General features: G+C 75.0%; 22 protein-coding genes. 12 read left to right on the top strand and 10 right to left on the bottom strand.

The window, feature by feature from the left end; translation table 11 throughout:
* Positions 1–9: 9 nt before the first annotated feature.
* Both OG553_RS29615 and OG553_RS29620 read right to left on the bottom strand, forming a co-directional pair.
* Positions 10–696 carry a 4'-phosphopantetheinyl transferase superfamily protein gene (locus tag OG553_RS29615; protein WP_405981896.1) on the bottom strand — a complete coding sequence of 229 codons (687 nt, stop codon included), beginning with the start codon at positions 694–696 and terminating at the stop codon, positions 10–12.
* 114 nt (positions 697–810) lie between these two features.
* The gene (locus OG553_RS29620) at positions 811–1,569 is read right to left on the bottom strand and encodes a BTAD domain-containing putative transcriptional regulator (protein WP_405981897.1); all 759 of its coding nucleotides are present in this window, start codon (positions 1,567–1,569) and stop codon (positions 811–813) included.
* Positions 1,570–1,711: 142 nt separating this feature from the next.
* On the opposite strand from OG553_RS29620, the gene OG553_RS29625 reads away from it, so the two are divergent.
* Genes OG553_RS29625 through OG553_RS29635 form a run of 3 tightly spaced genes read left to right on the top strand, consistent with a single transcriptional unit; the run spans position 1,712 to position 5,181 of the window.
* Positions 1,712–3,244 (top strand): FAD-dependent monooxygenase, encoded by a 1,533-nt coding sequence (locus OG553_RS29625; protein WP_405981898.1) that lies wholly within the window; start codon positions 1,712–1,714, stop codon positions 3,242–3,244.
* 12 nt (positions 3,245–3,256) lie between these two features.
* A complete protein-coding gene (locus tag OG553_RS29630) occupies positions 3,257–4,339 on the top strand; it encodes a DUF1611 domain-containing protein (protein ID WP_405981899.1) in 1,083 nt (360 codons plus the stop codon).
* The gene (locus tag OG553_RS29635) at positions 4,339–5,181 is read left to right on the top strand and encodes an SMP-30/gluconolactonase/LRE family protein (RefSeq protein ID WP_405981900.1); all 843 of its coding nucleotides are present in this window, start codon (positions 4,339–4,341) and stop codon (positions 5,179–5,181) included. The genes OG553_RS29630 and OG553_RS29635 overlap by 1 nt, the downstream gene beginning before the upstream one ends.
* Before the next feature lie 6 nt (positions 5,182–5,187).
* On the opposite strand, the gene OG553_RS29640 is transcribed toward OG553_RS29635, so the two are convergent.
* From OG553_RS29640 to OG553_RS29650, 3 genes are read right to left on the bottom strand one after another with little or no spacing between them, the layout of a single operon-like run.
* Entirely contained in the window at positions 5,188–6,363 is a 1,176-nt protein-coding gene (locus OG553_RS29640) for an MAB_1171c family putative transporter (protein ID WP_405981901.1), read from the bottom strand.
* Positions 6,360–6,905, bottom strand: a complete 546-nt coding sequence (locus OG553_RS29645) for a toxin (protein ID WP_405981902.1) — start codon at positions 6,903–6,905, stop codon at positions 6,360–6,362. Before OG553_RS29645 ends, OG553_RS29640 begins: the two co-directional genes overlap by 4 nt.
* A gap of 7 nt (positions 6,906–6,912) precedes the next feature.
* Positions 6,913–7,398, bottom strand: coding sequence for an XRE family transcriptional regulator (locus OG553_RS29650; protein WP_405981903.1), 486 nt, complete (start codon positions 7,396–7,398; stop codon positions 6,913–6,915).
* Positions 7,399–7,575: 177 nt separating this feature from the next.
* Between OG553_RS29650 and OG553_RS29655 the strand changes: the two genes are divergently transcribed.
* Both OG553_RS29655 and OG553_RS29660 read left to right on the top strand, forming a co-directional pair.
* Positions 7,576–8,334: a sensor histidine kinase gene (locus OG553_RS29655; protein WP_405981904.1), complete on the top strand. Its 759-nt coding sequence runs from the start codon at positions 7,576–7,578 to the stop codon at positions 8,332–8,334.
* Entirely contained in the window at positions 8,313–9,038 is a 726-nt protein-coding gene (locus OG553_RS29660) for a response regulator (protein WP_405981905.1), read from the top strand. The genes OG553_RS29655 and OG553_RS29660 overlap by 22 nt, the downstream gene beginning before the upstream one ends.
* A 96-nt stretch (positions 9,039–9,134) precedes the next feature.
* Here OG553_RS29660 and fabG read toward each other — a convergent pair whose 3' ends face one another.
* Together fabG and OG553_RS29670 are read right to left on the bottom strand one after the other, a co-directional pair.
* Positions 9,135–9,839, bottom strand: a complete 705-nt coding sequence (gene fabG / locus OG553_RS29665) for a 3-oxoacyl-ACP reductase FabG (protein ID WP_405981906.1) — start codon at positions 9,837–9,839, stop codon at positions 9,135–9,137.
* Positions 9,840–9,897: 58 nt separating this feature from the next.
* A complete protein-coding gene (locus OG553_RS29670; RefSeq protein WP_405981907.1) occupies positions 9,898–10,953 on the bottom strand; it encodes a ketoacyl-ACP synthase III family protein in 1,056 nt (351 codons plus the stop codon).
* A gap of 276 nt (positions 10,954–11,229) precedes the next feature.
* On the opposite strand from OG553_RS29670, the gene OG553_RS29675 reads away from it, so the two are divergent.
* From OG553_RS29675 to OG553_RS29705, 7 genes are all read left to right on the top strand, one after another.
* Positions 11,230–11,502: an acyl carrier protein gene (locus OG553_RS29675; protein WP_405981908.1), complete on the top strand. Its 273-nt coding sequence runs from the start codon at positions 11,230–11,232 to the stop codon at positions 11,500–11,502.
* Positions 11,495–12,730 carry a beta-ketoacyl-[acyl-carrier-protein] synthase family protein gene (locus OG553_RS29680; RefSeq protein WP_405981909.1) on the top strand — a complete coding sequence of 412 codons (1,236 nt, stop codon included), beginning with the start codon at positions 11,495–11,497 and terminating at the stop codon, positions 12,728–12,730. The genes OG553_RS29675 and OG553_RS29680 overlap by 8 nt, the downstream gene beginning before the upstream one ends.
* Entirely contained in the window at positions 12,727–13,878 is a 1,152-nt protein-coding gene (locus OG553_RS29685; protein ID WP_405981910.1) for a beta-ketoacyl synthase N-terminal-like domain-containing protein, read from the top strand. Before OG553_RS29680 ends, OG553_RS29685 begins: the two co-directional genes overlap by 4 nt.
* A gap of 74 nt (positions 13,879–13,952) precedes the next feature.
* The gene (locus OG553_RS29690; RefSeq protein ID WP_405981911.1) at positions 13,953–15,014 is read left to right on the top strand and encodes an aldo/keto reductase; all 1,062 of its coding nucleotides are present in this window, start codon (positions 13,953–13,955) and stop codon (positions 15,012–15,014) included.
* Positions 15,015–15,070: 56 nt separating this feature from the next.
* Positions 15,071–16,279: an MFS transporter gene (locus OG553_RS29695; RefSeq protein ID WP_405981912.1), complete on the top strand. Its 1,209-nt coding sequence runs from the start codon at positions 15,071–15,073 to the stop codon at positions 16,277–16,279.
* 16 nt (positions 16,280–16,295) lie between these two features.
* Positions 16,296–17,237 carry an AfsA-related hotdog domain-containing protein gene (locus OG553_RS29700; RefSeq protein ID WP_405981913.1) on the top strand — a complete coding sequence of 314 codons (942 nt, stop codon included), beginning with the start codon at positions 16,296–16,298 and terminating at the stop codon, positions 17,235–17,237.
* 51 nt (positions 17,238–17,288) lie between these two features.
* Positions 17,289–17,975 carry an HAD family hydrolase gene (locus OG553_RS29705; RefSeq protein WP_405981914.1) on the top strand — a complete coding sequence of 229 codons (687 nt, stop codon included), beginning with the start codon at positions 17,289–17,291 and terminating at the stop codon, positions 17,973–17,975.
* A 48-nt stretch (positions 17,976–18,023) separates the two neighbouring features.
* Here the strand turns inward: OG553_RS29705 and OG553_RS29710 are convergent, their stop codons facing one another.
* The 3 genes from OG553_RS29710 to lanKC all read right to left on the bottom strand — a co-directional run bounded on the left by OG553_RS29710 (position 18,024) and on the right by lanKC (position 23,368).
* On the bottom strand, positions 18,024–18,809 hold the full coding sequence (locus OG553_RS29710) for a GNAT family N-acetyltransferase (protein WP_405981915.1): 786 nt from the start codon (positions 18,807–18,809) through the stop codon (positions 18,024–18,026).
* Positions 18,799–20,430 (bottom strand): amidase family protein, encoded by a 1,632-nt coding sequence (locus tag OG553_RS29715; protein ID WP_405981916.1) that lies wholly within the window; start codon positions 20,428–20,430, stop codon positions 18,799–18,801. Before OG553_RS29715 ends, OG553_RS29710 begins: the two co-directional genes overlap by 11 nt.
* Before the next feature lie 235 nt (positions 20,431–20,665).
* Positions 20,666–23,368, bottom strand: a complete 2,703-nt coding sequence (gene lanKC / locus OG553_RS29720; RefSeq protein ID WP_405981917.1) for a class III lanthionine synthetase LanKC — start codon at positions 23,366–23,368, stop codon at positions 20,666–20,668.
* Positions 23,369–23,470: the final 102 nt, after the last annotated feature.

Here is a 23,470-nt window from a genome sequence, read left to right on the forward strand (position 1 = left end):
GGCGGCGGCTCACCGCGGGCCGTCGCCGGCGCGGAGCAGCACCGTCGTCCACACGTACGGGCCCTCGTGGCGGACCTGCCCCCGGACGGTGCACCCGCCCGGGAGCAGCCCGGGGGCGGGGGCCAGGCGCAGCCCGTTCCCGTTCCCGGCGTCCGGGAGGACCTCCAGGTCCTGGAAGACCGGCTCCCGGGGCAGGTCCAGGGCGGTGGCCGCCTTGTAGAAGGCCTCCTTCGCCGAGAACAGCACCGTCAGGAGCCGTGCGCCCGCCGCGCCGCCCCTGACCAGGGCCAGCTCCGCCGGTGTGCAGACGAGTCCGGCCGCCTCCTGCGAGAGGCGGCCGACGCGTTCGACGTCCACCCCCACCGCGGACACGTCCGGCCGGGTGGCCGCCAGACACGCGGCGGCCGCACCCCGGCAGTGGCTGATGGACCCCCGTGTCCCCGCCGGGAACCGGGGGCGCCGGCCCTCGCGCAGCACCGGCCCCGCCCGGCCCAGCAGCCGCAGGGCGTCGGCGGCCGCGGCGCGCCCCGCCGCGAAGTCCCGGTGGCGGGCCGGCGGCACGCCCCGCATCAGGGCCCGCTCCTCGGGGTGCAGGCCCTCCCCTTCGGCGTCCCCGCGCGCGCCCGGCAGGCGCAGGACGGCGACCACCCCCCGCGCGGGACGCACCGCGAGGACCCGGGTCCCCGTGCTCGCCACGCTTTTATCCGGCTTTCATGGCGGCGCCCCATGATCGGGACTCCAGGCGGAGGACGACGGCGGAGGAGGCCCATGTCCGGCAGGCGCGGCGGGCGCGGCAGGCGCACGACCCGGTCACGCGAGCACGCTCCACGCCGGACCGTCGGCGGGTTCGAGCCCCAGCTCGTCCCGCAGCATGGTCCGGAGCTCCTCGAAGGCGCTCAGCGCCTCACCACGGCGGCCCGACTCCCGCAGGGACTCGATCAGCGAGTGGTGGAACCACTCGTTGAAGGGGTGCGCGGCGACCAGGTCGCGCAGCTCGGGCACGAGGTGGGTGTGACGGCCCCGGCGCATCTCCGCCTCGACCCGCACCTGATGGGCCCGTACGCGCAGCTCCTCCAGGTACTGCGCGTGACCGGCCAGCACCCGCCCCGGGCGGACCGTGGCCAGGGCGCGGCCCCGCCACAGCGCCAGCCCCGCACCGCAGGCGGCCACCGCCTCGTCCACCCGGTCCGCGGCGAGCAGCCGCTCGCCCTCCCGCAAGAGCCGCGTGAACCGGGTCGCGTCCAGCTGCTCCGGGTCGATGTCCAGCAGGTAGCCGGACCGGCCGGTGCGCAGCAGCCGCTGCGAGGGGGCCCCGAGGACCTCGTCGAGCTGGCGGCGCAGGTGGTAGACGTGCGTGCGCAGGGTGCTCAGCGCCCAGCGCGGCGGCCGCTCCTCCCACAGCTCGTCGACGAAGGTGTCGGTCTCCACCACCCGGCCCGCCCGCAGCAGGAGCAGGGCCATCACCTTGTTCACCATCGGCCCGCGCAGGGTGTGGGGGGTGGTGCCCGCGGAGACCCCGAGAGCCCCGAGCACCGAGAAGCTGATCTGGCCGGCCACTGCTGCCAGCACCTCCGTCAGTCCGCCGGCGACACCGTGCGCATCGCCGTCCGAGGGCTGGAATACAAGCACGCGCGCGGGCCGTGACCGGCGGTTCTGCCCCGCAAGAGGCGCACGCCTGCGCCTAAAGAGACATCCGTAGGAAGGTGGGACCATGAACGAATCACCGCAGGTGCTCGTCGTCGGAGCCGGCCCGGTGGGGCTGGTGACGGGGATCGAACTCCTCCGGCGCGGAGTGCCGGTGCGCGTCGTCGACCGCTCCGAGCGCCCCAACCCCCATTCCAAGGCGATCGCCCTGTGGCCCCGGGGCATCGAGGCCCTGGCCCGGTTCGGCGCCGCGGACGAACTGCACCGCCGCGGTGTGGTGCTGCGGGCCCAGAACTACCACTCGCAGGGCGAGCGGGTGGCCCGGCTGGCGTTCGGCGGGATGCGCCGCACCCGCTACCCGTACGCCCTGTCGATCCCGCAGCAGGAGACGGAGGCGGTCCTGCGGGACGTCTTCCGGGAGCTGGGCGGGACGATCGAGTTCGGGACCTCCCTGACCTCCTTCACCCAGGACGCCACCGGGGTGAGCGCCGGACTGGAGACGGCGCAGGGCCGGGTGACGGAACGCTTCGGCTGGCTCGTGGGCTGCGACGGCGCGCACAGCAGGGTCCGCGAGGTCCTCGGCGTGCCCTTCCGGGGCAGCTCCTACCCGCAGCAGTTCCTGCTCACGGACGGCCCGGTCCGCACCCCGCTGGCCCACGACGAGGTCCACTACTTCATGTCGGCCGCCGGCGTGCTGGTGGTGGTGGGGCTGCCGGGCGGCATGTACCGGACGTTCGTCAGCGCGGCTCCCGACCTGGCGGTGGACGACCCCCGGGAGGCCGTGCAGCGCGCGGCCTCGGAGCGCTGCCCGGTACCGATCGAGCTCCTCGGCGAGCAGCGCACCGGTGTGTTCCGGGTGCACCGCAAGGTCGCCGACCGGCTGCGCTCCGGCCGGGTGCTGCTGGCGGGCGACGCCGCGCACATCCACAGCCCGGCGGGCGGCCAGGGGCTGAACACCGGTATCGAGGACGCCGCTTCGCTGGCCTGGCGCCTCGCGGGGGTGTGCGAGGGCCGGTGGGGCGAGGAGGAGCTGGCGCGCTGGGAGGAGGAGCGGCTCACGGTCGCCCGGGCCGTGGTCGGCGACACCGACCTGCAGACCCGGATGTGGACGATGGGCGGCTGGCGCGCCCGCGCCCGGGACGCGGCCCTGGGCGCCGCCGGACGCAGCGGGCTCCTGAACCGCGTCGTCGTACCGCGCCAGGCCCAGCTGTCGTTCGCCCATCCGGGCCCGCGGCGGCAGGCCGGCCACCTGCGGACCGGGATGCGGCTGCCGGACGTACCGCTCGACGCCCGGAGCGGGCGCTGGCTGCGCGACGAGCTGGGCGACCCCGCGCCGCTGCTCCTGCTCTTCCCCGGAACGGGCAGGCACCGCAGGGACGTCGGGGGAGTGGCCGACATCTTCCGCAAGGCCCACGGCGCCCTCCGGGTCACGGTGGTCCCCGACGCGGACGGCACCGGCCACTCCCTGCTGGGGCTGGCCCGCCCGTGCGCCGTTCTCGTGCGGCCGGACGGGACGGTCGCCTCGCTGGGCGACCCCTTCCGTGACGAACTCCACTCGGAGGCGCGGCATTTGACCGGAATGACCGCCGGGGCCAGGTAGTTGGGAGACGACATGGATCTTCTTTCGGAATTCACCCGACTCCCCTTACCCGCCGTTCTGTTCGCCGACGGGGTGTTCGCCCACCCCGAGGGGAAGACCGTCCAGGGGGTGATCCGGCACAGTACGGTGCTCCGCCCCGTCGCGGTCGTCGACCGCTCCCACCCCCACCCGACCTCGGCGTCCGTGCTGCCGGGGACCGACGTCCCGGTCGTCGGCTCCGTCGCCGAGGCCATGAAGTACGGCCCCGAGGCACTGGTGGTGGCGCTGACCGAATCCGATTTCGGCGAATCGGCCGGCGGGAAACTGCTCCACACCCCGAGGGATCCGGGCGACCTGCCGGACCTGTGGTGGGAGGAGATACGCACCGCCGTCCGCGGCGGCCTGCACGTCATCTCCTGTCTCCACGCGCAGCTGCGCGAAACGGAACTCGCCGGAATGCTGGCGGAGGGGCAGCGCATCGTCGACGTGCGACGCCCGTACGGCGTACTGCCCAAATACTCCGGACGGGTCCCCCGGCGGCGCGCCAGACTGATCCACGTCGCGGGCAGCGACTGCGTCGTCGGGAAGCGCACCACCGCCCTCCAGATGCACCGGGAAGCCCTTTCCCGCGGGACCGACTCCGGCTACGTGGGAACCGGCCAGACCTGCCTGCTCGCCGGATGCACCGAAGGCGCGATCGTCGACCGGACACCGGTGTTCCAGGCCGCGGGCCTCGTCGAGCACCTGGTCCAGCAGGCCGACGCCCGCCACGACCTGCTGATCATCAAGGGCCAGGCGTCCGTCATGCACCCGGCGTTCGGCGGCCTGGCCTCCGCGATCCTCCAGGGCTCGCAGCCGGACGCGGTCGTCTTCGCCCACGACCCGCGGCGCGCCTCCCGCTACCACTGGGACCATCTGCCGCTCGCCGACCTGGAGACGGAGATCCGCACGGTCGAGGCCCTCGGCGGCGCCCCCGTCGCGGGCATCGCCACCCGCGGCCGGGACAACGTACGACGGCTCCGCCATCTCGGACTGCCGGTCGCCGACGTCCTCGACGGTGACGGGGCGGCGGTCCTGCTCGACGCGGCCGAGGCCGTCTGGGCGGGGGGCCGGTGATGGGAGTGGAGGTGGCGCTGCGCGCGGTGGCGGCCTTCGCCGAGTGCCCGACCTGGGACCCGGCCGACGGAACCCTGCTGTGGGTCGACATGAACCGCTGCGAGGTGCACCGGCTGCGTCCCTCGGACGGGACCGGGACGGTCCTGCGGTTCGACCAGCCCGTCGCCGCCGCCAAGCCCCGGGCCGGCGGCGGGCTGGTGCTCAGCATGCGCGACGGCGTGGCGGTGCGCGATCCCGACGGGACGCTGCGTCCGCTCGCCGACTGGTCGGCCGAGGGCGTACGGGGCAACGACGCGGGCGTCGACGCGCGGGGCCGCCTCTGGGTCGGCACCATCGCGGGCCCCTCCGCCCCCGGCTGGCTGGGCCGGGTGTCCCCCGGGGGCGACACGCACCGCGCGCTGTCGGGCACCCGGCTGAGCAACGGCATCGCCTGGAGCCCGGACGGCGGGCGGATGTACTTCGTCGACACCCCGACGTGCCGCATCGACGTGCTCGACTACGACCCGGCCGCGGGGGAGGCCTCCGGCCCGCGTCCGTTCGTCGAGCTGACCGGCACGGCCGGGGTGCCCGACGGCCTGTGCGTCGACGCCGACGGCGGGGTGTGGGTGGCCCTCTTCCGCGGCGGCGCGGTCCGCCGCTACACGCCCGGGGGCGCGCTCGACCGCGAGATCCGGTTCCCCGCCGCGCTGACCACGGCGTGCGGCTTCGGCGGGACCGGGCTGACCGACCTCTACGTCACCACGGCCCGGCGCGCGCCCGAGTACGACGAACCGCTCGCGGGCAGCGTGTTCGTCGTGCCCGGCGCGGGCCGGGGCCTGGCCCCCGTGCCGTTCGCCGGCTGAGGACGGTCAGGGGGCCGCCGATACGACGCCGGGCTCCGGCCGGGCGGGGCGGGTGAGGGCGAAGGCCCGGGACACCTGGACGAGCCACCGCACGTCGGCGGAGAAGTCCAGGTCGTCCGGGCCCACCGCCGCCCCGGCCGCGAGGTCCTGCGCCCGGTCCTCCCCGGTCCGTGCCGCGAGGGCGGCGGCGATCCGCGCGGCCTCCCAGCGGGCCCGCTCCTCGACGGTCCCGTCGGGGCCCGGGGCGGGCCCCAGGTCCGGGGAGACCCGCCCGCCCAGGGCCAGGCAGCCGTCCCGGATCTCGATCACCCGCCGGTGCAGGCGGAACCGCAGGTCCCACAGGGCGAACAGGTCGCTGCGGGGAGCGGGCTGCAGGGAGGTCTCGGGGTGGGCCCGGTAGAGGGCGTACCAGAGCGGGCGCAGCAGGCGGAACCGCCGGTAGTCCGCCCACCAGGCCCGTACCGCCTCCAGGCGCGGTCCCCACAGCGGGGCCGTCCACCCGATGGTGTTCAGGGTCAGACCCACCGTCAGGCAGGTGCGGATGAAGCCCGCGGCGGCGGCCGGGTCCCAGCCGTGGTGCACGAGGAAGATGTCCGCGAACCGGCCCAGGGAGTAGACGAGGTCGAGGCAGGCTCCGGCCGCCGCGGTCCGCAGCCCGCGCCGGAGCCAGACGTCCTCGGTCAGCCGGGCGTAGAACCGGCAGGCCTTCGCCACCACGGCCTTGCCGATGGTGAAGGCCGTGAGGTAGACGACCTGGTAGGCCACGAAGTACGGCTGCTCGCGCGGGTGCGCGAACGTGTTCCGGGGGTGGCCGTGCAGCACGGCCAGCTCGAAGAGGACGGCCATGGCGGCCGGTACGCAGGCCAGCAGGGCCAGCCGGCGGCGCGCGCGGGCGCGGGCCTCCGCCCTCGGGTGCAGCCAGTGGATGAGCAGCACCTGCTGGCAGGCGATCGCCGCGATGATCCACATCTGGACGGACACGTTGTACCAGGTGACCGTGCCGAAGAGCTTCCCGGTGAGGTGGGCGGGCGTGGACATGGCGAGGTACATGCCCTGGCAGCCGAAGGACGCGCACAGGGCGACGAGCGCCGGCTCCCGGCCGCGCCGCAGGACCGGCGGCAGGGTGCGGGCGAAGGCGAACCAGCAGACCAGCGCGCCCAGCGGGTAGCGGAGGCTGTTCATGTCCGGCCCCGGCGGCGCCAGTCGAGGGAACCCTGGATCCGGCCGAGCACCCCGTCCGCCTCGGCGGCGGCCGTGCCGGGCCGCGAGCGCAGTCCCTCGCCGAGGAGGAACGCCATCACCTCGGCCTCCCGTTCCTGGCTGTCGGTGTACGTGTCCCGGCACAGCAGGTCCTGCACGAGCGAGGGGTCGAGGTCCGGGAAGAGCGCGGCGACGGCGGACGGGTCGCCGGTGCCGCTGCGGTGGCCGCACACCATGTGCGCGAGCTCGTGGGCGATGATGTGCTCCTGGTGGTGCCGGCTGGTGTGCTGCTCGTAGACCACGTAGTCGGCGTCCGAGAAGGCCAGCCACAGCCCGCACGGGCCCGAGGTGCCCAGGGGCATGGGCAGCAGGTGGATGGGCCGTCCCCGGCAGCCGCTGAGGTGGTCGCACAGGGTCATGAGGTCGTAGGACCCGGGCAGCCCGAAGTCGGCCAGCCGCTGCCGCCCCTCGCGGCGCAGCGCCCGTAAGCCGCCCCGGCGCCGGATCCGCTGTGGGAGTCGCATGGGCGCTCTACTCACCGGCCCCCGCCGCGCCGCCGGCTGCGCCGGCCGCGCTGTCGTCGGGCTGGCCGCCCGCCGTGCCGGCCCGGCCGGACTGCCCGCGCGAGGCCGCCGAGTGCAGCAGGCTGACCTCGCGGATGATGCGCGCCAGGTGCTTGCGCCCGGAGTCGTCCATGCTCATCGCCCGCAGCGCGATGTCACGGACCTCGGCGTTGCCCATCGCCGAGGCCAGGGCGAGCTGGGCGTCGACCCGCTCGGCGGTGTCGTCGTCGAAGAAGTACGCGGCGGGCACGCGGAAGAACGCCGCCAGCGCCTCCAGGTGCCGCTTGGTGGGGTTGTCGCGCTGCCCGGTGCGCAGCTGCCAGACGTACGTCTTGGAGAACGTGCCGCCGCTCAGCCCGCTGCATCCGCGGGCGACCTCGTCGTACGTGTACTCCCGGCCGTTGGTGCGGATGGTCCTGAAGAGCTTGTCGACCTTGTCTGCCAAAGAGGGCATCAACGCTCCTTCCCGTACGCCAGCGTGAACCGTCAAGGTGACGGCGGCCAATCGTAGTTGACAGCCCTCGGGGCCGCACCTACGGTCGGAGCGTTAGCTGAGATGAACACGCGGGTGGACACCGGTAGCCGTCGACGGTCGGCAGGCCGGCAGGACGCCCGACTGGGGGAGGTTTGCGTGGGAAACGTCTCTGTGACCGGCCGGCGCGGCGAACTCGACGCGCCGCCGGGCCGCTTAAGGCCCGGGGCGCCGCGGGCACACCGGCCGGCTCCCGCCGACGACTGCTGCGGCAGCCTGGCCCGCGACGTCCACGACCACCTCGGCGCAAGCCTCGCCCTGGCCCTGCGCCACCTGGAGCTGTACCGGGTCAAGACCCGTACCGCGAAAGCGGACCCGGCCGCCGAACGGCACCTCGCGGCCGTCCACGACGCCCTGCGGGAGGCCGCGGCCCAGACCCGGGGCCTGGCCGCCGGACTGCGCGACATCGGCGCCGCCGCCGCGTCCGAGGGCCTGGAGGAGGCGCTGCGCCGCCAGGTGGACCGGCTCAACCTGGCCGGACTCCCCGTCCGGTTGACGGTGGAGGGCGACGAGTCACGGGTACCGCCCGCCCACCGCCGTGAACTCGTCCTCGTCGTCGGCGAGTTCCTGCGCAACTCCTTCGGCCACGCCGACCCGCGCAACCTCACCGTCGGCGTACGGATCTCCGGCCACCGCATCACGCTCCGGGCCGCCGACGACGGCCGGGGCTTCCACCGCGACGCCCCCGGCGGCCACCGGGGCGGACTCACCGCCATGCGCGAGCGGGTGGCACGGCTCGGCGGGCGCAGCCTGCTCCTCAGCGCACCGCGCAGGGGCACCCGGCTGCTGCTGTGGGTGCCGCTGGCCGACGGCCACGGACCGTACTCGGGGGAGACATGGAAACCATTCGCATCCTGATGGCCGACGACCACACCCTGCTCCGCGACGCCCTGGCCGAACTCCTCGAAACCGAGGAGGACTTCGAGGTGGTCGGGGTGGCCGGGGACGCCGCCGAGACCGTGCGCCTCGCCGCCGAACTCCGCCCCCGCGTACTCCTCCTGGACATCGAGATGCCCGGCAACCACGACCCGGCCGCCACCGTCCGGCACCTGCGCCGGGCCGCGCCGGAGACCCAGATCCTGGTGCTGACCATGCACGACGACCCAGGGCTGGTCCAGGCGCTGCTGCCGCTCGGCATCCGGGGGTTCCTGCACAAGACCGTGAGCCACCAGTCGCTGGCCGGCACCGTGCGCGACGTCTGCTCCGGCGGCGGCCGGGTCACCATCTCGCTCTCCGCCCGGAGCCTGGCCGCCCCCGCGCCCGCGGACGTCGCACCGCTCTCGGTCCGCGAGACGCAGGTCGTGGAGCTCGCCGCCGGCGGACTGAGCAACTACCGCATCGCACGCCGGCTCGACATCGCGGAGGGGACCGTGAAACGCCACATGCGCAACATCTTCGACAAGCTGGACGCGGGCTCGCGCGTGGAGGCGGCCAACAAGGCGGTGGAGCGCGGCCTGATCGCCCCTCCCGTGACCGCCCCCCGGGGCCTGCGCGACACCCGGCAGCTGCGGGACGCCGTCCTCAGGGGCCCGCGCGCCCTGCCGGAAACCGCTCTGCGGTGACTCCGGCCGGGCGCGTTCCGGGATCGCTCCGGGTGCGCTCCGGGATTGCCCCGGGTGCGTTCCGGCGGCGGCCCGGTCGGCCGCCGCCGGAACGGCTCAGATGCCCATGCCGATGCCGCCGCCCACGGGCAGCACCGCACCGGTCACGTACCCGGCCTGCTCCGACGCGAGGAACCGGACCGCCGCAGCGACCTCCTCCGGCGTACCCGGCCGGCGCAGCGGGGTCATCGCCATGCACTCCTTCATCCGCCGCTCGGTCAGCCCGCTCGTCATGTCCGTGTCGATGATCCCCGGCGCCACCAGGTTCACCGTGATGCCGCGCGGCCCCAGCTCCCAGGCGAGCGAGCGGGCGAAGCCCAGCAGACCGGTCTTCGTCGCCGCGTAGTTGGTCTGCCCGGGGGAGCCCAGGAACCCCAGCGCCGACGACACCAGGACGATCCGGCCCCGGCGGGCGGCGAGCATCCCGCCCGCCGCGGCCCGCACCGTACGGAACACGCCCTTCAGGTTCGTCTCCACCACCTCGTCGAACGCGTCGTCCTCCATGCGCAGCAGCAGGGTGTCCCGGGTGATCCCCGCATTGGCCACCAGCACCTCCACCGGACCCTGCTGCTCCGCGACGGCCGCGAACGCGGACCTGACCGAGGCCTCGTCGGTCACGTCGCAGTTCACCCCCAGGAACCCCTCCGGCGGGGTCCCGGACCGGTGGCCGACCGCCACCCGGTCCCCGTCGGCGGCCAGGGCCCGCGCCACGGCCAGACCGATCCCCCTGTTGCCTCCGGTGACGAAGACGGAACGTGACATGTGTTGCTCTCCTTCCGGGAAACCGGGCGCCCGCCCGGCCTCGTGAACGGCGCGAAGGTCATCGCGCCGGGGACTCCACCAGCAGGCACGACCAGGTGAAGCCGGCCCCCGCGCTGAAGACGAGGGCGGCGGTCCCGGGCGCGGGCAGCCCCCGGGCCGTCAGCTCGGCGATCCCGGCGACCGCGTCACCGGCGCCCAGGTGCCCGGTCTCCCGGCCGGGGTCGAGCAGCCGCGCCCCGCCCACCAGCTCCCCGAGGACCGGGAGCCACGACTCGGCCAGTGTCTTGGCGCCGAACCGGGGCAGCACGACGTGCGTCAGGCGCGGGTCCCGCCCGTCCATGCCGCCGTCGGCCAGCGCCTGCGCGACGACCGTGCGGACGGCCCGCCGGTTGGACGTGGTGAACGGCAGCATTCCGTGGGCGCTGAGGTAGGCCCGCTTGGTCGCGCGCATGTCGACCCGGTCGCGGTGCCCGCGGGCGACCGGCGAGAAGGGGTCCGCGCCGCGGTGCATCTCCTCCAGCAGGGGATCCGCGACCGTCGCGACCGACCGCAGCAGCAGCACGTCACCGTCCGCGGCGGGCCGGCGCAGCAGCACGGCCGTACCCGCGTCGCCGTACGCCACCCCGAAGTCACCCGCCCAGCGGTCGAAGCCCGGCCCGGCGAACCGGTCACCGGTCGTCACCAGGCCCAGGCGCGGCCGGGCGGAAGGGGACGGGTCGGGCGAGGCCAGCCACGCCATCACCAGCCCGATGGCGGCGGCACCGCCGTTGCACACCTGCTGGACGCCCACCGGCAGCGCCCGCAGGGCGTCGAGCCGACGGGCGACGTAGTGGGCCGGCGACCACAGGTCGTGCCCCTGGTAGTACATCCACGCGTGCGCCAGCACGTCCAGCTCACCCGCGTCCACACCCGCCCCGTCCAGCACCCCGCGGGCCGCGAGCACCGCCGCGTCGGGCGGGGCGACGTCCCCCGCGTCCGGCACGCTCTCATGCCCCAGGGCCTCCGCGTCCCGCCTGCGCAACCGCCCCGCGGCGACCGCGTCCGAGGCACTGGAGCGCCCCTCCGGCAGCCACAGCCCGGCCGTCACGATGCCCACCGGCTCGGTCGGTCTCATCCCCGCACCACCTCCGCAACACGGAATCGTCTTCACGTCCGGAACGCTCGGGCGCGCCGATGAAAGCGCGGGCAAAACCGGCCGGAAACCCCCGCGGCCGGTCCGGAACACCCCCATCGGCATACGGCCCGCACCCTGGCGGAGGCACCCCCCTATGTCACTTTCGGAGTGCTTGCCGCTGCCTCCAGGCCTGGGATTGGCTGGTTCAGGCCGCACCGGAGACGTGCAGAACTCCCGGCCGCGACCTCCCACACCAGCGAACCGAAGGGCAGTCAGATGAACGACACGGCGATATCCGAGGACCGCCGCGCACAGGTCCGGGCCATCGTGGCGGACGTGCTCGAAGCGGACCCGGACGCCCTGACCGACGAGAGCAGCTTCGCCGACGACTTCGACGCGGACTCGCTGCTGATCATCGAGATCTACTCGCGGTTCGAGCGCGACCTCGGCATCCGGATCCCGAAGGAGGACCTCGTCGAGCTCGACGAACTCCCCAGCGCCTACCGACTCGTCGCCAAGCACAGCACCCCGGAGGCGCTGGGTGTCTGACGAGTCCTCCGCCACCGGGCGCAGGGTCGTCGTCACCGGACTCGGCGCGGTGAGCAGTCTCGGGCTCGGTGCCCGGGCGCTCACCGCGGCGGTCCGGGCCGGACGCAGCGGCATCGGCCCGATCGCACAGTTCGACGGAACCGGCTTCGAGCGGGTCCTCGCCGGTGAGGTGCGCGGCTTCCACCCGGAGGTGCACCTGCGGGGAACCGACCCCGCCCGCTGGGGCCGCAGCGGCCGCTTCGCCGCCGCCGCCGCGCGGATGGCGGTCACCGACGCGGCGGTGGACCCGGCCGCACTGGCGGCCGGGAACACGGCGAGCTGCTTCGGGACCACCAACGGCGAATCCCTCGAACTCGAAGGACTGACCCGGCAATGGGTCGACGACGGCCTCGCCGCGCTCGACCCGCGGCTCGCCGGCCGCGCCGACGCCGGCCGGATCGCCGCCGCCGTCAGCGCCGAACTCGGCCTGAGCGGCGAGTCCGTCACCCTCGGCACCGCCTGCGCCGCGGGCAACTACGCCATCGGCTACGGCTACGACCTGGTCCGCACCGGAGAGGCCGACGCCGCCCTGTGCGGCGGGGCCGACGCCTCCAACCGGGCCACCCACGCCGGGTTCCACCGCCTCGGAGCCCTCGCCGAGGACGTCCCCCGCCCCTTCGACCGGCACCGCGACGGCATCGTCACCGCGGAAGGCGGTGCGGCCCTCCTGCTGGAACCCCTCGAAACGGCCCTGGCGCGCGGCGCCCGGATCTACGCGGAGGTCCTCGGGTACGGCATGACCTGCGACGCCGCCCACATGACCAACCCCGACGCCGCGTCCATCGCCGAGTGCATCCGGCGCGCCCACCACAACGCCGGCGTCAAGCCCGGCGACGTCGACTACATCTGCGCCCACGGCACCGGCACCAGGGCGAACGACTCCACGGAGACGGCCGCCGTGCGCGAGGTGTTCACCGACGGCCCGCCGCCGATCAGCTCCGTCAAGTCCATGCTCGGACACACCATGGGAGCGGCGGCCGGCTTCGGGGCCCTGCTGTGCTGCGCCGCCCTGTCCGAAGGGTTCCTCCCGCCGAGCGCCACCCTCCGCGAGGTGGATCCGGCACTGGGCCCGGGACTCGACTGCGTACCGGGACGGGGCCGGGACGCCCGGCCGCGCATCGTACAGAACCACGGCTTCGCCTTCGGCGGGAACAACGCCGTGACGATCTTCGGGGAGTTCACCGGATGAGCATCGTGGAAGACCGGCGGCCTCCGGCCGCCACGGCGCGGACGGTGGCCCCCCTGGCCCTGGACACCGCCGGCGTGATCAGCGCGGCCGGCCCGGGACTGCGCCCCCTCGCCGACGCCCTGCGGCACGGCGCGGCGGCCGGCGGACGGTTACCCGCCGCCCACGACGCGGAGGACTACCCGCCGCTCACCCTGCGTCCGGCGGACTTCGAGGCCGGCGACCTCCTCGGCACCAAGGGCCTGAGCCGGCTCACCCGTGCCGAACAACTGGGCATGGCCGCCGCGACCCTCGCACTCGAACCGCTCCCCGACCGCTCCGGAACCGGCCTGGTCCTCGGCACCGCGGTCGGCAGCAGCGGCGGCATCGGCCGCTTCAACCGGGACACCTTCGTCCGGGAACGCCCCTACATGGTGAACCCGTCGGCCTTCCCGGGCACCCTGATGAACTCGGTGGCGGGACGCACCGCCATCCGCCACGGGCTCACCGACGCGAACGCCACCGTCTCCGGCGGCCCGCTGGCCTTCCTGCACGCGCTGCGCTTCGCCCGCAACGCCCTCGCGGGCGGCCACGCCCGCCGGATGCTGAGCGGCGGCGTGGAGGAACTGTCACCCCACGGCGCCTGGGCGTGGCACCGGACCGGAGCGCTCGCACCCGGGACCGCGCTCGGCGAGGGCGCCGCGGTGTTCGCCCTGCGGCCCCTCCCGGACGGGGCCGCAGGCGAGCGCCCCCTCGCCCTCCTCATGGCCGTCACCACCGGCTTCGCCGCGGGCGGCCCCCTCGCCGCCGCCAGTCGCCTCACCGCCTGCGTACGGGACGCCCTCGCCCGCAGCGGGGTCGCGGCCGCCGACGTCGCCGTCGTCGCACCCGGCGCGGCCGGCCGGCGGGGCTGGGCCGCCGTGGAGCGGCGCGCCCTCCGCGCGGCCCTGGACGGCCCCGACGCCACCGGGGGCCGGCACCTGCTGTGCGTACGGGAGGTCCTCGGCGAGACCCACGGCGCGAGCGCCGCCCTCCAGACGGCGGCCGTGATCGCCCGCTGGCACGACCCGCACCTCGACACCCGCCGCGAACGGGCCGCGCTCGTCACCTCGGTCGGCCCGGACGGCTCGGTCGGCTGCGCCGTCCTGCTGCACCCGTACGCCGACGCCTGACGCACCCCGCCCCCCCTCGATCCACCGATCCACCGATCCACCGATCCACCACCACGTGAGGACGTGACCTCCCCATGCGCTACCGCTACCTCGGCCGGACCGGCCTCCAGGTCTCCGAGCTGTCCTTCGGGGCCGCCACCCTCGGCACCCCCGGCGCCTTCGGCGGGCTGCCCGGCGCGAACTGGTCCCAGTTCGGAGTCAACGCGGGCGACGACGCCGTACGCCTGGTCCACGCCTGCCAGGACGCGGGCGTCAACTTCTTCGACACCGCCGACGTCTACCGCGACGGCGAGTGCGAGGAACTGCTCGGCCTCGCACTGAAGGGCCGCCGCGACAAGGCCGTCATCGCCACGAAGGCCCGCTTCCGCACCGACCCCGCCGACGTCAACGCGGCCGGCTCCTCCCGCCACCACCTGGTGCGCGCCGTCGAAGCCAGCCTGCGCCGCCTCGGCACCGACCACATCGACGTGCTCTACCTCCACGGCACGGACCCGCGCACCTCCCTGGAGGAGACCCTCACCGCCCTCGACGACCTCGTGCGCGCCGGAAAGCTGCGCTACACCGGCTGCTCGAACTTCCCCGGCTGGCAGCTGATGAAGGCGCTGGACGTCTCCGACCACCGCAACCTCGTCCGCTTCGCCGCCTACCAGGGCTACTACAACCTCGGAGCCCGCGAGCTGGAGCACGAGATCGTCCCCGCCGCCGCCGACCAGGGCGTGGGCATCACCGTCTGGAGTCCGCTGGCCGGCGGCTTCTTCACCGGCAAGTACCGGCGCGGACAGGAGGTCTCCCGGGAGTTCCGGCTGGCCCACGAGGGCCCCGCCTCCATCGCGCCGCTCACCGACCGGGAGCAGGCCTACGACGTTGTCGAGGTGCTCGACGTCATCGCCCGCGAACGCGGCGTCTCCATCGCCCAGGTCGCCCTCAACTGGGTGCTGAGCAAGCCCGGCGTGACGTCCGTGGTGTTCGGCGCCAGCCGCCCCGCCCAGCTCCAGGACAACCTCGCCGCCGTCGAATGGGAGCTCACCACCGAGGAACGAAAGCGCCTGGACGCGGCGAGCGAACGCCCCGCCCCCTACCCGTACTGGCACATGCGGGCGATCGCCGGCGACCGCGACCTCCCCGGCGACCTCTAGGCCGCGCCCCCCGCCCACCCCACCGTTCCGCCCGAGCCCGACCCGGGAGCACACCCGTGCCCATAGCCGTCATCGCCCTGTCCCTCAGCGGCTTCGCCATCGGCGTCGCCGAGTTCATCATCGCGGGGATCCTCCCCGACATCGGAGCCGACCTCTCCGTCTCCGTCCCCACCGCGGGACTCCTGGTGTCCGGGTACGCCCTCGGCGTCGTCGTCGGCGCCCCCGGCCTCACCGTGCTGTGCGCCCGCACCGAACGCCGGAGCCTGCTGATCCGGCTCATGCTGCTCTTCCTCGCCGGCACGGTCCTCTCCGCCCTCGCCCCCGGGTACGGGCTGCTGATGACGGGCCGGGTGCTGTCCGCCCTCGCCCACGGCGCGTTCTTCGGCGTCGCGATGGTCGTCGCCGCCGACCTCGTCCCCGAGGACCGCAAGGGCCGCGCCGTGTCGATGGTCGCCGCCGGGCTCACCCTCTCCACGATCCTCGGCGTCCCCGCGGGCACCTTCATCGGCCAGCACTTCGGCTGGCGCTGGGCGTTCTGGATGGTCGCGCTGTTCGCCGCCGCGGGCCTGGCGGGCATCGCCGCGCTCGTACCCCGGACCCCGGCGCCCACCGGCACGGGACTGCGTTCCGAACTGACCGTGCTGCGCCGCCCCCAGGTCCTGCTGGTCCTGCTCACCACGGTGCTCGGCTTCGGCGGCGTCATGACCTCCTACACCTACATCGCCGAGATGGTCACCCGGGTCACCGGCTTCACCGACGACGCCGTCACCCTGATCATGGTGCTCTTCGGCGTCGGCATGTTCGTCGGCAACCTCGTCAGCGGCCGGCTCTCCGACCGCGCCCCCAAGAGCGCCATGTGCGGTGCGCTGGCCCTGCTGACCCTCGTGCTCGGCGCGTTCACCTTCACGGTGCACGACAAGGCCGCCACCTGCGTGACCGTCTTCCTCTTCGGCGCGGCCACATTCGCCACCATCGCCCCGCTCCAGATGCGGATCATGGCCAAGGCCGACGGCGCCCCCACCCTCGCCTCGGCCTCCAACATCGCCGCCTTCAACCTCGCCAACGCCGCGGGCCCCCTCCTCGGCGGCCGGATCATCGCCGCCGGCCTCGGCTACCCCGCCCTCAACTGGGCCGGAGCCCTCGTCACCCTCGCCGGACTCCTCCTCGCCGGCCTCGGCGTGGCCGCGGAACGCAAGGAGCGCGCCACCACCCCGGCCCCGCAGCACCCGACGGCGGCTCCGCTGCCCTCCTCCCCACGCCCCTGAACCGAAAGGAAACCCCGTGGCAACGCCCACCGCCACCCTCGCCTACGACCGGACCGTCTCCCGCGCGCTCGTCCACCGCTGGGCCCTGTCCGAGGTGTTCCTCACCGACTCCGTCGCCACCGGCGAGGACACCTTCACGGCCGCCGCGCAACTGCCGCTCTCCCACGCCCACTACCGGGACCACGAACCAGGACGCGCCTCCCACGACGCGCTGCTCGTGCTGGAGAGCTGCCGCCAGGCCGTCACCTACGCCTCGCACCTCCACGAGGACGTGCCGCGCGACACCACGTTCATGGTCACCTCCTGGACGCTCGACATCACCGGCCCCGAAGCGCTCCGCTGCGCCGACCGGCCCGGGGAACTGCGCATGGACGCCGAGGTCACCGCACGCGCCCGGCGCGGCGGACGGCTGCGCCGGCTGGCCTTCGCCATGGACCTCGTACTCGACGGCCGCCCCCTGGGCCGGCTCACCATGGACATCAACTGCACGCCCACGGACCAGTACCACGCACTGCGCCACATGCAGCGGGGCACCACCGTCCCCACGGCCTTCACCCTGCCCGCCCTGCCCGACGGAACACCGGTCGACCCGGCCCGGGTCCGCCGGCTCGACCCGGCCAACGCCGTCCTCGACGCCGCACACCTGGCCCCGGACGCCCTGACCGCGCTGCTCAGCCCCCGCACGTTCGGCAACCGCAGCATGTACGACCACCCCTACGACCACGTCCCGGCCATGGTCTTCAGCGAGGCCGCACGCCAGTGCGCCCTGCTGCTCGACCCGGAACGCGGCACCGCACGCGTGCTCCGGCTGCACGGGCGCTTCCTGAAGTTCGCGGAACTGGACGAGGAGGTGCGCCTGACCGCCGTGCCCGAGGAGGGCGGCGGCCCGGGGGAGTTCCGCATGACCGCCGTCCAGCAGGACGAGACCGTCGCGGAGGTGCGCGTGGCCCTGGGCTGACCCCCGTCCCCTCGCTCCCCTTCCCCCCTCCCCCTCCCACCGGAGCCCTCCATGACCACGGCACTGCCGACGGCCACGCGCGCCGTCGCCTTCTTCGACGTCGACGAGACCCTCACCACCGTCAAGACCATGTTCGACTTCTACGACTTCTTCCTCGAAGCCGTCGGACACACCCCGCAGGAACAGCTCAGGCTCCAGCGGGAGGCCCGCGACCTGCTGCGCCCCGGCCTGCCCCGGGAACAGGGCAACCGGCTCTTCTACCGCCGCTTCGCCGGCCACACCGCCGAGCGGGCCGCGGCCGTCGGCCGGGCCTGGTTCGAGCACCATCTGCGCCGGGGCGGCTTCTTCCACCAGGACGTCCTCGCGGCGCTCGCCGCCCACCGGGAGCGCGGCCTGGCCACCGTGCTCGTCTCCGGCTCCTTCTCCGCGGCCCTGGACCCGGTCGCCGCCCACGTCGGCGCCGACGCGGTGCTGTGCACCCGCCCGGAGGTCCGGGACGGCGTGTACACCGGGGAGGTGCTGTCCACGATGATCGGCGACGCCAAGGCCCGCGCCGCCCGAGAGCTCCTGTCCGGGCACGGCATCGGCCCCGAGCAGTGCCACGCCTACGGTGACCACGTCTCGGACCTGGGCATGCTCCGCCTCGTCGGGCACCCGGTCGTCGTCGGCGACCACCCGGACCTGCTCGCGGAAGCCGGCCTGCACGGCTGGCACCGGCTGCCGGGCACCGCGGCCTGACCGAGCCCGCCGGCCCGCCGGTGCGGGCGGTCCCGGCGGGCCGGCGGGTCAGGTGCGTTCGAAGCCGTGGGAGCGTCCGACGACGGTGAAGCCGCGCCGTCCGTACCAGTGGCGCGGCCAGTCGTCGGCGTCGGCGATCAGGAAGCGCGTACCGCAGCCGGCGTCCGCCGCCCGGCGCAGCGCGGCGGTCAGGACGGCGTCGGCGTGACCGCGCCGGCGGTGGTCCGCGGCGGTCATCAGGGCCTCGACCTGGGCGATCCCGAGGCCGGGTTCGAGGTAGAGGTCCGTCCAGGCGGCCACCTCGCCGTTCCGCGCCCGTGAGCCGAGGAGGCACACCCGCTCGGCGCCCCGGCGACGGGTCGCGTACCGGTCGACCAGCATGCGGACCACCTCCTCGTCGGCCTGCGGCAGCGAGGCCCGCCAGCCGGCCGACACCGGCTCCCTGATCTCCTCCAGGGTCACCTCGCCGACCGTGCTCCCGTCCCCGTCCCCGGCCGGGGGAGCGGGGGCGGGGCCGGTGTGCCGCATCACCAGGTAGGAGGAGTGCCGGTAGCCGGCCCGCAGCAGGTGTTCGGCGCAGGCCAGGCCGAAGCCGTCGTCCAGGACGGAGACGATGCGGAACGGCCGCTCGGCCATCGCCCGGTCCACCAGGTCCGGCACGGCGGCCGGATCCACCCCCGGCCGCTCGACCACCACCTGGTTGTGCGACCAGGAGCCGGCGAAGCGGTCGTCGAACACCGCGAAACCGCACGGCAGTTCCACGGTCCGCTCGGCCTGCCGCCGTGCGAACCCCGCCAGGAACGCGTTGATCCGCCCGAGCTCGTCACTCCCCACGGCGCGCGTCCGGGCCGGCGGAGCCGGATGCCGTGGAGGGCAGGTACCGCGGCGCGCGCCAGGCGTCCAGGCGGTGCTCCACCGCCGCACCCAGCCTCAGCAGCCCGGCGTCCTGCCGTTCCCCGGCCATCAGGAGCAGGCCGACCGGCAGCTCGCCGACGAATCCGGCGGGCACGGACAGCGAGGGGTAACCGGCCACGGCGGCCGGGGTGGAGGAGGGGATCACGTCGTTGTCGCCCCGCGCGCAGTCCGTCGTCCAGGCGGGCGGGTTCGTCGGGGCGGCGATGGCGTCCAGGGCATGGACGGCCATGGTCTCGTCGATGGACCGCCGGGACAGGTCCTTCAGCTCGGCGCGCGCGGCCCGGTATCCCGGGTCGGTGGTCGGCGGCGCGGTCAGGGCCTGCTCGAACAGCTCCTGGCCGGCGAAGCAGGTCCGCTCGGCCGGGTGCGTACGGTTGAACGCGATCAGCCCGGCCAGGTCGCGCGGCCCGCCGCGGGAGCCGAGGTACGCGTCGATGTCCCGGTGGAACTCGCTCAGCAGGGCGGGGAACTCCAGCTCCGCGAGCCGGTCCTGGTACGGCGGCGTCACCTCGACGACCTCCGCGCCGGCGGCGCGCAGCCGCTCCGCCGTCCGGGTCATCAGGGCGTCCACCCCGGCGCCCAGCGAGGGGAGCCGCCACAGGCCGATCCGCTTGCCGCGCAGACCGCCGGCGCGCGCGTCCGCGGCCGTGAGGCCGAAGGCACCGTCGGCGCCCGCGGAGCCGTGGCCGCTGAGCACCGAGAAGGCGATCGCGGTGTCGACGACGCTGCGCGCCATGGGGCCGGCGGTGTCCTGCTCGGCGGAGATGGGCACCACGCCGGACTGGCTGACCAGCCCGAGGCTGGGCTTGTGCCCGACGACCCCGTTCATCCCGGCCGGGCACACGATCGAGCCGTCCGTCTCGGTGCCGATCGCCACCTGCGCCAGCGACGCGGCGATCGCGGCGGCCGAACCGGCCGAGGAACCGCACGGATTGCGGTCCAGCACGTACGGGTTGTGCGTCTGCCCGCCCACCGCCGACCAGCCCGACGTGGGCTTCGCCGCGCGGAAGTTGGCCCACTCGGACATGTTGGCCTTGCCGAGGACCACCGCGCCCGCCGCACGCAGCCGCCCGACCAGCTCCGCGTCCCTGGCCGGCGGACTTCCGGCCAGCGCCAGCGAACCGGCCGTCGTCGGCATGTCGCGCGTGTCCACGTTGTCCTTCAGCAGGACGGGGATGCCGTCGAGCGGTCCGCGCACCTTCCCGAGACGGTGCCGGACGTCGCTCTCGGCCGCCTGGCGCAGGGCCGTCGGGCTGGTGCGCAGCACCGAGTTGACCTTCGGGTCGACGGTCTCGATCCGCCGCAGGTACGCCCGGGTCAGCTCCGACGAGGTCAGCGACCCGCGGCCCATGCGCGCCTGCAACTCGGGGATCGTCACCGAGTCCAGGTCCACTCCGCCCAGGAGCCCCGACCCGGCGCGGTACGCGGACCCGTCGGCACCGGACTCGGCGGCCTGCGCACGCTGTCCCGCACCACCCGCGGCCAGCAGGGGAACCACGGCCAGGGCGGCGGCCAGCGCCGCGACGCTTCTCGTCTTCATGGACGACAGCCCACACCGCGAACACCCCCGGCCACAAGCGAGTTCTGCGCCTCTTCACACCAACGCACCGGGCCGGGACCGGTGGCGGGGGCTCACCGGTCCCGGCCCGGTGGGGCGGCGGGCCGCTACATCGGCTCGGGGAAGATGTCGCTGATGCTCCAGGCCACGCTGAAGCAGGGAGGGAGGGAATTGGCCTCCGGCTCGGTGTCCAGGGACTGGAGCGCGAGGATCTGGCTCATGATGCTCTCCTCATGGTGGTGGGACGGGTCCGGTCGGGGACCGGGTACCCGGGCGCGCGGCCGACCGCCGCCGTGCCCGGGAGTTCATGGGGACGGTCCGCCCGGTGCTCCGGGGCGGCCGGCAGGAGCGGGCCGGACAGCAGGCGGTGCAGGGCCAGCAGGACACCGGCACTGCCACTGGACAGGTCGGCGGTGAACCGCTGCGAGCCCGCTCCGAGGAAGCGGACGCCGCGCCGGTACGGGACGGCGTACTTCAGCAGGCCGGTCGTGGCGCGCACCGCGTCCTCGCGGGCGGCGGCCGTGCCGGTGAGCTCGGCGTGCCCGGTCAGGAACCAGGCCAGCCCGGCCAGCCCGCGGTACAGGCCCGCCTCCTTCGTGGCCCGGGAGACCCGGACGCCGGCGACCAGCCCCGGCAGCGCGGCGGCGCAGCGCTCGTCCGGCGCGGTGGCCACGTAGCGGGTGAGTACGGCGGCCACCCCGGCCGCGCCCGTGGCCAGGTACGGCATGGCACGGGTGTGCCGTGCGTCGTCGGAGACGGACAGGGCGCCGTCGCCCGGCGGGAAGGTCCGGTCCAGCTCCTGGTGGAGCAGCGTGCGGCCCGCCTCCAGGAACCGGGTCTCGCCGGTGTCGCGGGCCAGGCGGTGGAGGAAGAGGGCGAGCCCCGAGCGGCCGTGCAGCAGGCCGCGGGCGTCGTGCTCGCCGAGGACGGCCGGCAGATCGGGGGTGCGCAGCAGGGCCTCGCCCGCCGCGGCGGCCCGCTCCAGGTGGCCGCCCTCCCCGGTCAGCCGGTACAGGGCGAGCCAGCCCAGGCCGACCCCGGCCCGCCCGCCGGCCAGGGTCCCGCAGGCGGTGGTGAGCGGGTGGCTGTCGGCGTCCCGGAGCAGGTCGAGGGCCTCGTCCGGCCGGCCGAGGGCGGCCAGTACCCGGGCGACGCCGGCCGAGCCGACGAGCAGCCCGGGCGGCAGCGCGTCGCGCAGCGCCAGCGCGTCGCGGCGCAGCCGTACGGCGATCTCCTCCGGTACCGCGACGCCGGCCCGGTGCAGGGCGTGCACCACGCCGGCGGTGCCGTAGGCCAGGCACACGTTGTTGGTGTGGAACGCCTCCGGCGAGGGCGGGAAGACCCAGTCCGGCCGGTCGGGATCGGCCGTCGCCAGCAGTCCCTCGGCGACCTCCCCGGCCAGCCGGGCGAGGCGGCCGCGCGGATCGGCGTCCACACCGGCGTCCGTACCGGGGTCCACATCGGCGGCCGTACCGGGGTCCTGGCCGGCGGCAGCGGCCCGCGCCCGGTCCTGCGTCAGGTGGAAGGCCGTCGCCCGCCGCCACAGGTCCTGCGGCGGGGCCACCTCCGCCAGGTCGCGGCGCAGCAGCGCGAGGTTGGCGGGCGCGTGCTCGGCCATCTCGTTGAACGGTGCCAGGAAGGCCAGCGCGACCGCCGCCGCGCCGTACCGGTCCCGCAGCAGCGGATCGGCGTCGCCCCGCAGCAGGCCGGGCGGCGGCGTGAACCCCGGGGTGCCCATAGGGGAGGGCGGCCCGGACAGCGGCGAGGCCGCCTCGAAGTCCACCAGCCGTACCCCGCCCGACGGGGTGACCAGGACGTTGCCCGGGCTGAGGTCGCCGAACCGGTAGCCGGCCGCGTGCAGCCGCTCCAGCGAGGCGTCCAGCCCGGCCAGCAGCTGCCGGCACGCCTCGTAGTACGCGGCGACCGACCCGGCCGTGCGGTCGGCGCGGGCCAGCGGGGAGGACCGGCTCAGCCAGCCCACGAGCGGCTGCCCCGCGACGTACTCGGTGACGAGGAAGTCGTGCTCCCACTCCGTGAAGTGGTCCAGCGGCTCCGGGCCCACCCCGGGGGCGGACGCGTGCAGCTCGCACAGCACCCGGTGCTCGTGCCGCAGCCGCGCCTGCGCGTCCGTCCCGTCGAAGACCAGGCCGTTGTGGGCGCGCGCCTCCTTCAGGAAGACCGTCCGGCCCGTGCGCCGGTCCACCGCCCGGTAGGCGCCGCCGGCGTTGCTCAGGCGCACCGCGCCGGTGACCTCGTAGTCGCGGATCAGGATCGGGCCCGCGTGCGGCCGCTCCTCCTCCTCGACGAACGGGTCCGCGATCCCCTCGGGCAGGTGGAAGGCGGGCAGCCGCAGGTCCACCACCTCGCGGCCGGAACCGTCCAGGACCAGCCCCTCCCGGGTGCCGTCGGCCCGCAGCCGGCTGCGGCCGCCGAAGGAGCCGTACCGGTAGTGCACGGTCCGCGAGTCGCGGAAGCGCCGGTCGGTGAGGACGTACGGTCCCTCCTCCCCGTCGAGCGCGTCGCGCAGGCGTTCCAGCAGCCGGCCGGCGGTCGCCGTGTCCGGCGGGTAGACGGCGCAGAACTTGCCCGCCTGGGCCCGCCCGGCGTGCTTGTGGTGCAGGAACAGGAAGAAGAGCCGGGCGCTCAGGTGCTTGAACGGCACGCCCTCGGAGAAGCAGATCCCGGCGACCGTGTCGAGCACGTGCTGCGCCCGGTCCAGCCGCGCCGACACGTGGATCTTCCAGCCCTGTTCGGCGAGGGGGGTCGACGGCCCGGCCCAGAGCGTCCAGATGCCCCGGTCGGCGCCGTGCAGGCCGGGCGGCACCTCGCGGGGAGCGAACCGCGGCCCGGGGTCGGCCACGCGGGCGGGCGGCAGGTAGTACTCCCGGTCCGCGAGCGCTTCGCCGAAGCCTTCGAGCACGGGATCTCCTCGCGGGGTGGTGACGGACGGTCGCAGCGGTCGTGGCAGACGCTAGGAACGGCGGGTATGGAAACGGTTCGGCGGCGGCATGCGACCGGTATC

The organism is Streptomyces sp. NBC_00158 (assembly GCF_045160885.1).
GTDB lineage: Bacteria > Actinomycetota > Actinomycetes > Streptomycetales > Streptomycetaceae > Streptomyces.

What these genes read in the sequence shown, in the direction of transcription:
- OG553_RS29625 (WP_405981898.1), top strand. Translation starts at nt 1,712, where the DNA reads ATGAACGAATCACCGCAGGTGCTCGTCGTCGGAGCCGGCCCGGTGGGG.
- OG553_RS29630 (WP_405981899.1), top strand. Translation starts at nt 3,257, where the DNA reads ATGGATCTTCTTTCGGAATTCACCCGACTCCCCTTACCCGCCGTTCTG.
- OG553_RS29635 (WP_405981900.1), top strand. Translation starts at nt 4,339, where the DNA reads ATGGGAGTGGAGGTGGCGCTGCGCGCGGTGGCGGCCTTCGCCGAGTGC.
- OG553_RS29640 (WP_405981901.1), bottom strand. Translation starts at nt 6,363, where the DNA reads ATGAACAGCCTCCGCTACCCGCTGGGCGCGCTGGTCTGCTGGTTCGCC.
- OG553_RS29645 (WP_405981902.1), bottom strand. Translation starts at nt 6,905, where the DNA reads ATGCGACTCCCACAGCGGATCCGGCGCCGGGGCGGCTTACGGGCGCTG.
- OG553_RS29650 (WP_405981903.1), bottom strand. Translation starts at nt 7,398, where the DNA reads ATGCCCTCTTTGGCAGACAAGGTCGACAAGCTCTTCAGGACCATCCGC.
- OG553_RS29660 (WP_405981905.1), top strand. Translation starts at nt 8,313, where the DNA reads ATGGAAACCATTCGCATCCTGATGGCCGACGACCACACCCTGCTCCGC.
- fabG (WP_405981906.1), bottom strand. Translation starts at nt 9,839, where the DNA reads ATGTCACGTTCCGTCTTCGTCACCGGAGGCAACAGGGGGATCGGTCTG.
- OG553_RS29670 (WP_405981907.1), bottom strand. Translation starts at nt 10,953, where the DNA reads ATGAGACCGACCGAGCCGGTGGGCATCGTGACGGCCGGGCTGTGGCTG.
- OG553_RS29675 (WP_405981908.1), top strand. Translation starts at nt 11,230, where the DNA reads ATGAACGACACGGCGATATCCGAGGACCGCCGCGCACAGGTCCGGGCC.
- OG553_RS29685 (WP_405981910.1), top strand. Translation starts at nt 12,727, where the DNA reads ATGAGCATCGTGGAAGACCGGCGGCCTCCGGCCGCCACGGCGCGGACG.
- OG553_RS29690 (WP_405981911.1), top strand. Translation starts at nt 13,953, where the DNA reads ATGCGCTACCGCTACCTCGGCCGGACCGGCCTCCAGGTCTCCGAGCTG.
- OG553_RS29705 (WP_405981914.1), top strand. Translation starts at nt 17,289, where the DNA reads ATGACCACGGCACTGCCGACGGCCACGCGCGCCGTCGCCTTCTTCGAC.
- OG553_RS29715 (WP_405981916.1), bottom strand. Translation starts at nt 20,430, where the DNA reads ATGAAGACGAGAAGCGTCGCGGCGCTGGCCGCCGCCCTGGCCGTGGTT.